This window comes from Yersinia pekkanenii (assembly GCF_001152565.1).
GTDB classification, from domain to species: Bacteria; Pseudomonadota; Gammaproteobacteria; order Enterobacterales; family Enterobacteriaceae; genus Yersinia; species Yersinia pekkanenii.
The window spans coordinates 18,929-30,533 of record NZ_CQAZ01000048.1; the positions used below are offsets into that span (position 1 = coordinate 18,929).

Genomic DNA, 11,605 nt, shown 5'->3' on the forward strand with positions numbered 1-11,605 from the left:
CCATACTCAAATCTCCCACACCGCAGGAGATTTGAGCATGAACACGTCACCGTGGAACAAAGGCCGTATCGTCGGCCAAAAAAGACCACTTCAGATATCTCATATCTGGGGGATCCGAATCAGGCTTGAACTGGAAAGTAAAACACGCGATCTGGCTCTGTTCAACATGGCTTTGGACAGTAAGCTACGGGGCTGTGAGCTGCTCGATTCGAAAACGGGTTCAGAACATCATCGCTCAGGCATCAGAGGGGACTCAGCCACAGCATGCCATATTTCTGCTCACGAGCCTCAAATGCGGCCCGCCCGCCCTCAAGGACATCACATATTGCTTTTCGCATACTGTTTACATCCCCATGGTCACCATATTCTAGGGCTCCGGAACGATAGCTGATCACCTCATCAGTGTTACTGGCGATAATCACTTGCTCTGCATCGCAGTTAACGACCAGATTGGCATTATGAGTGACGATGATCACCTGACGATACTGCTTTATCTTGCGAAACAGAGGTACAAGATTGTGCATGATGAAGTCATTATCAAGATCATCTTCAGGCTGATCGAATATAAAGGGCGAACCGAACGTATCAGTGGCCAGCTTGAGGCAAACGTAAAATGTTCCCCGTTGCCCAGCTGATAGCTTTTCGACAGTTTTTCCTTTGTATTCAAATTCAGCTCTCACCGTCAGATATCTTGAAATGTGCTCCGGGCTGAAGAGAAAGGCAAGCAGTGCAAAAGGCCCCTGGGAATTGAAATACTCGCTTTTCCACAAAAATGTCTCGATGGTGATTTTTTCGTTCGGTTTCTCGGGTAATGTAATCATTTCCTGTCCAGCAATAAGGGCCTGAAAATCCTTAATGCTGGAAACGCCAAAGACTGTTCGGAGTTTTTCCTCGGCAGATAACTCGCCAGAAACGCGAAACTTTCCTCGGTTAAGGCATTCAAGTATCCCGCTGTAAAAAGCCGGGATATCAAAATGAGGTTGCCCGAATATACGGATATCCACCAGTATTTCTCGTATCAGCACCTGCTGGGCTGGGGTCAGATGTGCCTTATCTGTCAGGGACACAAAGGTGCTATCGATTCTTTCTTTTTTGCCCAACAGATGGTGTACAAAGTCTGTCGACAGCGTGGCCCGCAGCTCTGTTCCGAGTCTAGCCTGCTGTACACGCTGTTGAATTTCTCCCTGACGTAGGGTGGCAAGCTGGATCTGCTCTTGATAACCGCGAATTTTTTCCAAAACCCCTGAAATATCCTGTTCGATCCCCTGTTCCCGGAAGGCAATAACAATGCCTTTATTTTCCTCCTCAAGCTGCCCGTTTTGTTTCTCCAGTGCGGCGACATGGGCCGAAACGCAGGCTTTGTGTGCGGACAAATCGAGTGTAGGGATGGGAACGATGTTCGTACTGGCGGCATTAACCTCCTGAATCCGCGTATTCAGACTGGTTTCCGCTTCTGCTGACTCACGAAGCAGGAGCCTTGTGCTGACCAGTGCCTTGGTCAGAGCCGTACCTCGGGTACTATTGGTCTGAAACTGTTCGATCAGAAGCTTGTTCTTTGCGCTGGTCAGGGTATTAATTTTATCCTGAGCGGCCTTTATCACGCCAAGGTGGTAACCCTCCGTATTTATGGTTTGCCGTTGTTCATCACGGAAGCTGTGGTATTCACGAAATGCACGATAGTCGCCCAGATTAGCAATCAGATCCTCCCTGAGCCCCTCCGGAATGTCTTCTGTAGACAGACGTAACATTTTCTTTATTTCATCGCTGATCAGTCCAGGCTGCTGACAGAGAAGTTTTATCTCACCTTGCGATACATGTAGGTATTCGTATCCCTCGTTTCGCCTTTCAAACAGCACCTTTTCACCGTTAGCTTTATCAAGCTCTACTGTTAGATGCTGGACATTAACGTCACGGATCTCACTGCCACGGCTGGCCGCGCCGGCAAACTGCGAACGAACAGCATCTAGCAGGAGACTTTTTCCCGTTCCGCGCCCGCCAATAATGGCCACCATATCTGGGTTAAGGGGGATGGACAGTTTTCTGAAACAAATACTCTGGTCGTTAAAAATAGTACCTTCCACGTTAAGGCGACTGAAGTGTACTTTCGGTAGTTGCAGGGCGGGTGATGATATATCTAACGCCAGGCGTCCTTCAGGCTCCAGCATGGCCTGGCGCAGGCCTTCAAACGTTGGTAATGCTTTCACCCAAGTAGAGCCCCGTCCAATGTGTTCCGTACAGTGTGCATCAGAACATTGGAACACGGGCCGGATGCTTGCTCCTTCGTAACGATCAGTTTTCAGGAAATAATCCCGGTCACGTAATCCGCCAAAAATGATCTGTCCGTGGCGATCTATTTCGGTCGCGGCTGCCTGCGAACGTCCGGTTGCATCAGGGCGATAGCCACCATATCCGTTCGGGCAGATAGCAACAAGGTAATCCTTGCAGGGGCGAAGGGTTGCGTTCAGATAGCTAAGGAGTTGGCTGAAATCGACCATAATTGTATCAACACCATGACCACTTTCTTTCACGCTACGCTCGCAGCAGTAAATAGTTTTCTGGCCACCATCCGTCAGCTTAAGCGGTAAACGTGACAGGGTGTCATTAATGCGTTCTGTGCTTAGTTTGTCTGAAAATAGAATATGAACGTTTATCCATTCGTTATTCTTGTTCTGCTGGTCAATCCGGAATTCAACATTCCCGAGAACCGTGAGCGCCAGACCCTGTCTTGCGCTCTCATCCCGGATGGTTTCCAGTTCGTTCTGCCTGAAGTAAAAATAGTTCGTCACCGCAACGAGGGATAACTGCTGCTCCCCGAGTGTACGTACATAGCCCTCAATATCGTCAGAAGTATAATTGTTGGCCAGCCACGTCATCGGACTGTGGATGTGTAAATCCCATTTATTCCATTGTGAGCCTTTCACTCGGGGATCCTTCTTAAGGAAAATGTTTCACCATAATAATGAGGATATATGTTCTCTGCTACGGGCTTTCAGCCTTAGTGTGAAGCAGGTTTAATCCGGTGGTGAAATAGCACTGTAGTGGATCACAAAATCAAGACATCGTAATAACCTGTTTCCATTTTTCTTCATGCAGGCAAGGCGATAAACCACCATTGTTCGTATGAGGAGACCATGAAAAAGTGTGGGGTAGCCATCGGATGGATCGACTGCTGGGGCTAGAATAGCCGACATCATTTAATAAATTTTCCTGCTGGTATCCAGGGGGGGGCGCGATAGTCGACAAAAGTAACGGGAAGGTAGTGATATGGAGCCAGTGACCTACTCCCCAATGATTTACTACAGTGTTGATATCGATGAAAGCAGTAGGCGAAAATCGTGGGGAAGGTGTGATGTCGACTAATGGCTAACGAGTCACAAGGGACTCAGGGCGGGACTGGGTGATACGCTGCTGCATCCAGGTTTCCACTTCGCTTTTGAACCAGCGAGAGCTGCGTCCCAGTTTGATGGGTTTAGGAAAGTCCCCGTCTTTAATCAGTTTGTAAAACCACTTATCGGTCATCCCGGTAAACGTGGTGATAAAGGTCATATCGATAAGTGGGTCTTCGACTGAAAACTGACTGGTGTGTGCGGTGTTCATTCTATCTCTCCCTCTGAGTGGTTAATGGCGGGAGAAGACCGACGCTGTGGAATGGGTAGACGTCGTTTCTCCTCAGAGGATAGGGTTCATATGTATAAAAATACTTGGCCAGCTTCGTCTGGCTGGCGGGACGCGTGATGACGCGGCTCCCCCGGATTCCCGCGTACCCGCTATGGCAAGAGGCTTACAGCATCCACCTGCAGATCCGGGTCGTAAAGGTCGGCCAGATACGTCCGTATCTGGTGCAGTGGTGCAGTGATGTTAAGAATGACGGGATAAGTGAACGCGGTGACTGGCCACTATGACAGAACTGTCTGAAGGCAAACTCTCATCACGCAGGTAGCGCGTACAGCCAATCTTGGCACTCGGGGCACTGTTTAGGCCCGTGCCAGTGATGAGTGCACAAGCAGCATTTCCAGCGTCGTTTGAGGGTATTACAGGGAAGTCGACGGGGTTTGATTATCCCCCACTCGGTTTGTTGGTCATTTTCACCGGTCTTAGATTTCTGACGGTCATTTGCAGAACTGAAGCAACAGCTAACCAGCCGCTTTACATTTTCTAAGCTACCGGGTGCATGGATAAAACTTATCACCTTCGTTAAGGGGTCAATGACAACGCCAATTTTCAATCTACAATATTCACAAAACAGAATATCGTAATCTTCCTGCGCTGCGGTTAAGGGTGTCACCCATTCTCCGTGGCGCGTGATGGCGTGTGGTGCAAATACAAATTCAGACATGATGAACTCCGGCATTAAACGACAAATGCCAGCAAGTAACCTTGTGGGACACTGTAGATCTGCTGGCATTGATATTCGACATGAATAACTATTACATCTCTTTTCTTGGTCTTCCTCTGCCATCAGGCTCTGGGACATCACTCAGGCCATAACAATACAACCCTTCTTTCTGTTCTTCTTTCGCCAGATAACTTAATGTGTAATACAGCTCATTAAAACGCTGCTCATGGTGGTAATTGAATTTACCCTGACCATTAACCGGATAATTATTATTACCAGGGTCACAGATATGCGCATACCCTTGACCCTGAGTTAGACATGACCAGAGCTGTAATGCATCCTGTGCCGTCGGATAATACTTCTGATGCAGATGACCATTCAGATAAAACATGGCATGAAAATGAATACCGTGCTGCGCTGTTCGTTCCATTACCCAACTGTAACCCACAATATTACTGGTATCGATAAGCCGCTCAGCCAGCATATACATATCCCGACAAGACCAGTCATTTATTCTTTGCTCAAATAAAGGGGTTCCTTTGAGATAAAAGAAATCCATTCTGAACGTAAGGAGTCTGGAGTACGTCCCTCTCAATGCTTCTGCATGTGAAAATAGATGAGATAACAATACCGGGTTCAGCGCATAGTTTGTGTTGACGTTTGACATGATAAATCCTCTTTTGGGTTTTTAACTCATGTCATTGTGTGATTATGTTAAGTAAAACGTATTCCTGATAGTTATCAGGAAATAAATACTGATAGGTGATTAAGTTAATTTTCAAACATCTTTCATAAACACACATCATGATGTAATAGCTTACACATTGGAGTAATGGAGTGCTTGTCAATAAGGTTGTGAATAGGTATGGATATGGGTTTGAATGTAGGTGTTAATAGATAGACTCCTAAACCAATAACACTAATTAACCCAAATTAAGATTAATAAATCGCCAATAACCTTAACTTAATCCTTATGCTATTTATTACGTGAACTCATCACTTTATCATTAACCCACTCTGTTATTTAACTTTCAAGCCAGCGATAACTACAACCCAGTTTAATTGGCTTGGGAAACTCCTCTTTCTAGGTCAATTTATAAATCCATTTATCAGTCATACCTGTAAAATGGACAATGGATACCATGTCGATCACCTGGTCATGGTGAATATCAATCATGCTCATGAAAGTCTTCGGGAATGTATCAAGAGGACACCCGTGTGGCATCCTTTCCTGTCATAGTTAGTATATGTATAATTTTAATTTTCTACATTCCCCAGAACTATATTAATCGCTGGAGTCTTTCAGTTTCTCTGCACATATACAGATACCATCTGAAAATTGAGGCAAAGCATGTCTCGTATAACTGTTTTGCTCTAAAAGTGCATTTGATACCCTTTCTGAAAGGGGTTGACAAGATAATCAGAAATAAAAACCTACATGTAGTCATCGTGAGTGATTCATGAGAACCACGTGTTAAAGTCAGTCATCAACAGTAGTACATCACTTTTATGTCGTGTTATAATCTGGAGATAAGCTCACAAAAAAACCAAAAAGTGATAATTATGTTAAAAGAAAAAGACAAAAATCTTTCCATTCGTATCTATAGGTATTGTATTTATTACATTCGAGTTCACGGATTCTATATTTCATATCCTGCAAGAGAGTCCATCAGTGAATATACATACATAATAAACAGCACACTGGAAAAATGTGATGGCATTAGGTTGTCTGATGGTTCTATAATTTCAAATGATGCTTTCATAGATAAAATGATACAGCATGCACGTGCAATGGTTTCTATATCTGATAAGGATTTTGAATGGCTGGAAAACTCAGATCGCGCATGTATGTACATGTGGATAGTTATCAGGAATGGATTCCCTGACAAAGAGCAAAATAACAGACCTACATATGAATCATTATATTTATCTGAAAATCCGTTCTCACATCAAAATCGACTTGATGCGATAAGGAATTTTTATGACAGAATTGAAATGAGTCCTAGTTCAAAAATAAATTCATTGGAAATGTCGAAGGCAACTTGGATTAGAAAGAGTAACGAACCATCATATTTTAAAAAACTTGATAAGAAAAATGAGGAACTGTGTCAGTGGGCATGGCAATACCTCAGTGAGAAGTTAAAAGAAAGAACTGAGAAGTGTGGATGGAGTTACATCAACACATCAGCAGGAAGACTTTCTCCAATGAGTGATCATGAAAAATACCTTTCTATTTATGGTGTCTTAGATACTTGGGGTGATAGTTCAGAATTCAAAGAATTGCTTCTATTGAAAATGAATAAAACGATGTCTCAGAAGCGTTATCGAAGCAGCATGGTGGAGAAAAAAATCATTACAACCACTCTCCGATCAGACACAAGAAATAAACTGGATGCAATTGCAACTAAAAGGGGAATACGTGTTTCCGAAGTCCTAGAGTGGCTGATCTGCAATGAATACGAACAACAGAATAAGCGTGAAAAGTAATTATCGATAAAATTGACCCTGTGAATAACTTGCTTTACTTAGCCCAGATTATTTCGTTCCTATATCACTTACATGAAGTCACACCGATGTGAATTAATGGACGTGATTGTCATTCATCGATCTGTCATACCGATCGAACCCACCCCAATAAATAGATATAACCTATCAATTATTGCAAAACGATCGACATTATCGATAGGTTATAGCGATCGGTTTCAGCTTATTGATCTGTACTAACGATTATCCCATCTCCCGAAAAATGAATACGATTGCACAGAAGTATTCTCTGTATCTATCAAAAGAACACTCTGATTTTCATTACATTAGGCCATCGAGCCTATCGACAACATGCCCCTATTAAACGGGGTTTTAAGGAGACTCAATGACTAAAACTATACGCACCGGGCTGCTATTGGCAGGGATGACGCTCTTTAGCACAACAACACAAGCCGTCGTCGGGGAGCAGCAGTGGGGGAAATGGTACGGCAATATCGATGCCATGGAGTTTGCGTTGAACACGAACAATAAAGCAGGAGAAACCCTGACGCTGCGTTGCAGTGATAGCCAATTGGCAGTGACTTATGAAGATACAAAAGGACATTACCGTGTCAATAGCGAAGGCCTTAATGATGTCCAATTGCTAATAGGCAAGAAGGCGTACAGCCTGAACAGTTCAGCCTTTTCCGCACTCAAACACAGCAGTGCAAAAGACAATATTACTTTCTCCTCGCGTCAGAGCGGGGAATCAGCCCCCTTCAGTGCTCAGGGCCTGAAAGAGGCTCTGCAGGACATCACCTGGCAGGATTGCACCAGCCATTAATCAATTGAAAGGAAATCTCATGCGTAGATTCATTATGTTATTACTCAGCACCCTGACTCTGCTTATTCCGTCTGTATCGTCTGCATTGACGATCCATGGCGATATTCATCCTGAACGTTACACCTTTTTCTTAACTCAGGAAGGGGGCAATCAACTGAAGCTGGCGAATGACCTGATAGCGAAGAATCCACAGGCTTATACGCTTGACGTGAACCAGACCGGTATTCAACCTTTTAAAGCTGTCCGCTGGGATGGGAAACCGGTAAAGGCAGTGACCTGTGTGCTGGTTGATGGTGTTGCTTTCGGGAAACGTACCACCTGGTCACAGTGTAAAGACGAAATTGGCGCTGAATATTTCGGTAATGCCGGATGGCCGGTGCGCGATTACGTGGCGAAAGCTTGCGAGGTAGGGAAATCAGATTGCCCGGTCTATCTTGTTCTTCAGACAGATCCCCCGAGTATGCGAAGTGATATGGTTGATTTCACTCCAGCACCTAAAAACTTCAATGCATCTGCAAGTTTAACGGATGAAATTAAATCTGAGGGTTGCCAGATGGCCGATAATTCATTTGAACATGCCAAAAGTAGTCTGCGTTGTCGCACCATTAACGCCGTGCGCTTTTTACATAAGTACAATACCGAAGCTGCGTATGAAGCTGATTTAACCACCACCTCAGGGGAAACTCTCGTTATGAGAGTGGGGTACACCTATGGCAATTCGTCCAGTAAAGAACCCAGCTGGCGTACGATTTCTGTCATACAAGGGGACATTATTACTGATATCCGTAAGCAGGGACTCTGGCTTCCTAATGGCTATAAATAGCAGCTCAGTGCTGTTTCATGCCCATTAAGCACGGTCAGACCAAAGAGGGGAAATGAAGAATATGAGACAACAAGAAGCACTACCGCTGCCGGACTGCACGTGGCAGCTTGTCCTGTGTGTTGCCGGAGTCACGTTGATGCGCAGCCGTTCAGTGATGCTTCAGACATTAGGGGCAAGCCTGACTACGCTGAGTCTAATACGGGCTATCAAAAAACTCGCCATATTGGCCTGAACACCCGACCTGCTGGCCAAGAGGATAAGTGTCATATGCCTGAAAATACCAAAGGGAAATTCGGCAGGCTGAAAGATAAATTAAGCTTTGCCCGAAAGACGTCTCCTGTCGATATACCAATTGAAACAGTTGAACAGTCAGTTTCTCGCTTATCAAAATATAAACCGTTGCTTGAAAATATCGTTATCAATGGGCTGTTGAATATCGCTGAAGATAAATTAAACGACGATATTTTTGTTGAATCTGTCTTCAGCAAAGCCTATGAGCTTTTACCTGCACCAGTAAGAATGGTGGTGAAGCGGGAATGGTGTTTGAGCTACCTGCAGTCGCGTAAGACACCGCTTCTGGTGAAACTGCAGCTTTATCGGGATGAAAGAAGCCGGGCTGAAGAGCCCGCCGCTTTGCCTGATAAGGAGCACATTGCCCAACCGGTTTTGCCCCCCGTGACACTGTAAACAATCTTGCCACTCAATCAGGGCCATCCTTCGGGGTGGCTTTTTTATGCCCACTTTTTGCTAAGGAATGAATTATGACCCGTTTAGCGTCCCGCTTTGGCCGGGTGAACTCCGTTCGCCGCGACCGCCCCCTGACCCATGATGAACTGGCCTACTATGTGCCCAGCGTCTTTGGCGAAGACAAGCATGCCTCCCGCAGTTCCCGCTATACCTACATTCCTACTATTACCTTATTGGATAAGTTGCGCGAAGAAGGATTTGTGCCGTTCTTTGCCTGCCAAACCCGAGTACGGGACCCCGAGAAACGTGAGCATACCAAGCATATGGTGCGGTTACGCCGAACAGGGCAAATCACGCAGAGAGAAGTGCAGGAGATTGTTCTGCTCAACAGCCATGATGGCTCCAGTAGCTATCAAATGCTGCCGGGTATGTTCCGTGAAATTTGTAGCAACGGTCTGGTTTGTGGTCAGAGTTTTGGCGAAATTCGTGTACCGCATAAAGGGGATGTGGTGGAAAAGGTGATTGAAGGGGCCTACGAAGTACTGGGGATATTTGACCAGATAGAAGAAAGTCGTGAAAGCATGCAGTCATTGACGCTATCAGCGGAGCACCAACATGCACTGGCCCATGCTGCATTAACCTACCGTTACGGTGAGGAGCACCATCCGGTCACAGAGTCGCAAATCCTGATGCCTCGTCGTTGGGAAGATAAGAAAGATGACCTCTGGACAACATTTCAGCGTGTGCAGGAGAATCTGACCAAAGGTGGGCTATCGGGTAAGAGCACTGGAGGAAAACGTGCCAGAACCCGTGCTATCAGTGGTATCGACGGTGACATCAAACTCAATCGTGCACTGTGGGTCATGGCTGAACAGCTTAAGCAGGCTGTGCTCTGATGTTGTTTCACACCTCCAGTGACGATCGATTTCAACGATCGGTTTCGCGTTATTGATCTGCACAACCCATTATCTTTTCTCTTTACCCATCGATAAAATTGATAGGGTTACCTGTCAGCAAAATGTATTCAAAACAGCAGTCAGGCACAGGCGTTATGCCAATATTCAGGGAAAACCACCGCCCGTTATCCCGACGATAACGGGTTTTTAATCTAAGAGGTCCTGCCTCTCCCCGCGTTCTATCTTCACTCACGACTTTAAATATTGAATCAAATTCTTAACCCATTAAATAAACAGGCTCCCCGGTATTCCCGGAGGGCTGTTTTGCTATTTATCTTTATTAAAGAAGGACATTACTCATGAATATCCCAACGACAACTCAGATGGATACACTAACCGCCACGCCGGTTACCGACTCTCAGCGCATTCACTTCTGGCCAGACCATTTTGGTGAGATACCGCAATGGATTTTGATTGAACCACAGGTGTTTGGTTGGCTGGATCGATTGTGTGATGACTATCGCGGCGACTTCTGGGATTACTATACGCTCAGCGGCGGCGGCGCATTTATGGTGCCGGGTACGGAGCAAGACTACGCGTTGTTTAACGCACTCAATGGCAACGGGGCCACCGTCAGTCGTGAAGCTGCGGGTATTACCGCCTGCCTGATGGCTTACAGTCACCATGCCTGCCGTACTGAAAATGAGCTTATGACCGAACACTTCTATCGGTTGCGTGCTTACGCGCTGCATCATCCAGAAAGTCATGCCATTTTTGCATTAATCGATTGATATAAGGTGATGCTCCATTCAACCAAACGATTTGGTAACCCTTAGCATCTTCCTGACTTAATCCCAAATTATCCACATTGAGAACATCCCCATGAAACCAAACCCCACAACAGCGGGTGCATTACCCGTGCCTGCTATTTATCAACAACTGCTCGCTTTCCTGCTGGAGCATCACTACGGCCTGAGCCTCAACGATACGCCCTATCACGATGAACAGGCGATTGCACAACAGATTGAACAAGGGATTTCAGTCGGCGACACCATCAACACACTGGTTGAGAAATATGCATTAGTGCGAATTGGTCGTAACGGGTTCAGCGTACTGGCACAAGACCCGATGCTGAGCAAGGGTGATATCGCCCGCGCACGACAGGCCGTAGGGCTGTGGCGAGCACATTTTCCGCCCACGTTGCTGTACCCAACCGAGTCCCTCAATCCTATTCCACAGAGACCGTTAACATGAATAACCACATGACTACTTCCCCAACATGGGGCCTGAAACGTGATATTACGCCGCGGTTGGGGGCCCGACTGGTACAGGAGGGAACACACCTGCACTTTCTGAGTGACAGAGCCAATATTGTCGGCACCTTTTCCCCTCAAGCCGCTCAGGCTCTTGATGTGGCATTCCCAGCGCTGATAACCAAACTGGAGTCGCAGCTGCTGTCCGGTCAGCTTGACCCTCGCCGTCAGCAAGGCATTACCGTTCGGCATGGAGAATTTGTCTGTGACGCCGATACGCTGGGCAGTCACGGTTATGTCTAT

The 11,605-nt window shown here is 46.0% G+C and carries 13 protein-coding genes and 1 pseudogene; 10 read left to right on the top strand and 4 right to left on the bottom strand.

Annotated elements, in window-relative coordinates; all coding sequences use genetic code 11:
* Nucleotides 1-37: 37 nt before the first annotated feature.
* A pseudogene (locus AEP37_RS27320) lies at nt 38-244 on the top strand (integrase); the annotation flags it as partial.
* On the opposite strand, the gene AEP37_RS19005 reads toward AEP37_RS27320, so the two are convergent.
* The 4 genes from AEP37_RS19005 to AEP37_RS19015 all read right to left on the bottom strand — a co-directional run bounded on the left by AEP37_RS19005 (nt 243) and on the right by AEP37_RS19015 (nt 5,003).
* Nucleotides 243-2,921 (bottom strand): TrlF family AAA-like ATPase, encoded by a 2,679-nt coding sequence (locus tag AEP37_RS19005; protein ID WP_049614826.1) that lies wholly within the window; start codon nt 2,919-2,921, stop codon nt 243-245. The pseudogene AEP37_RS27320 and the gene AEP37_RS19005 sit on opposite strands and share 2 nt — an antisense overlap.
* 442 nt (nt 2,922-3,363) lie before the next feature.
* Entirely contained in the window at nt 3,364-3,597 is a 234-nt protein-coding gene (locus AEP37_RS19010) for a helix-turn-helix transcriptional regulator (protein ID WP_049614827.1), read from the bottom strand.
* Nucleotides 3,598-3,928: 331 nt separating this feature from the next.
* Entirely contained in the window at nt 3,929-4,336 is a 408-nt protein-coding gene (locus AEP37_RS25170) for a hypothetical protein (protein WP_072086355.1), read from the bottom strand.
* A gap of 91 nt (nt 4,337-4,427) precedes the next feature.
* Nucleotides 4,428-5,003, bottom strand: a complete 576-nt coding sequence (locus AEP37_RS19015; protein WP_072086356.1) for a YagK/YfjJ domain-containing protein — start codon at nt 5,001-5,003, stop codon at nt 4,428-4,430.
* Between the two features lie 896 nt (nt 5,004-5,899).
* Between AEP37_RS19015 and AEP37_RS19025 the strand changes: the two genes are divergently transcribed.
* From AEP37_RS19025 to AEP37_RS19065, 9 genes are all read left to right on the top strand, one after another.
* Nucleotides 5,900-6,823, top strand: coding sequence for a hypothetical protein (locus AEP37_RS19025; protein ID WP_049614829.1), 924 nt, complete (start codon nt 5,900-5,902; stop codon nt 6,821-6,823).
* Nucleotides 6,824-7,205: 382 nt separating this feature from the next.
* Nucleotides 7,206-7,643, top strand: a complete 438-nt coding sequence (locus AEP37_RS19030) for a hypothetical protein (protein WP_049614830.1) — start codon at nt 7,206-7,208, stop codon at nt 7,641-7,643.
* Nucleotides 7,644-7,662: 19 nt separating this feature from the next.
* A complete protein-coding gene (locus AEP37_RS19035; RefSeq protein ID WP_042659801.1) occupies nt 7,663-8,466 on the top strand; it encodes a hypothetical protein in 804 nt (267 codons plus the stop codon).
* Nucleotides 8,467-8,518: 52 nt separating this feature from the next.
* Nucleotides 8,519-8,698: a hypothetical protein gene (locus tag AEP37_RS19040; protein ID WP_049614831.1), complete on the top strand. Its 180-nt coding sequence runs from the start codon at nt 8,519-8,521 to the stop codon at nt 8,696-8,698.
* A gap of 35 nt (nt 8,699-8,733) precedes the next feature.
* The gene (locus tag AEP37_RS19045) at nt 8,734-9,153 is read left to right on the top strand and encodes a hypothetical protein (RefSeq protein WP_049614832.1); all 420 of its coding nucleotides are present in this window, start codon (nt 8,734-8,736) and stop codon (nt 9,151-9,153) included.
* A 74-nt stretch (nt 9,154-9,227) separates the two neighbouring features.
* A complete protein-coding gene (locus AEP37_RS19050; RefSeq protein ID WP_049614833.1) occupies nt 9,228-10,049 on the top strand; it encodes a DUF932 domain-containing protein in 822 nt (273 codons plus the stop codon).
* A gap of 359 nt (nt 10,050-10,408) precedes the next feature.
* The gene (locus tag AEP37_RS19055; RefSeq protein ID WP_049614834.1) at nt 10,409-10,840 is read left to right on the top strand and encodes an antirestriction protein; all 432 of its coding nucleotides are present in this window, start codon (nt 10,409-10,411) and stop codon (nt 10,838-10,840) included.
* A 91-nt stretch (nt 10,841-10,931) separates the two neighbouring features.
* Nucleotides 10,932-11,303 carry a TA system toxin CbtA family protein gene (locus AEP37_RS19060; protein WP_049614835.1) on the top strand — a complete coding sequence of 124 codons (372 nt, stop codon included), beginning with the start codon at nt 10,932-10,934 and terminating at the stop codon, nt 11,301-11,303.
* Nucleotides 11,300-11,605 (top strand): type IV toxin-antitoxin system YeeU family antitoxin (locus AEP37_RS19065; protein WP_049614836.1); only part of this gene is annotated, 306 nt, incomplete at its 3' end. The genes AEP37_RS19060 and AEP37_RS19065, both read left to right, overlap by 4 nt.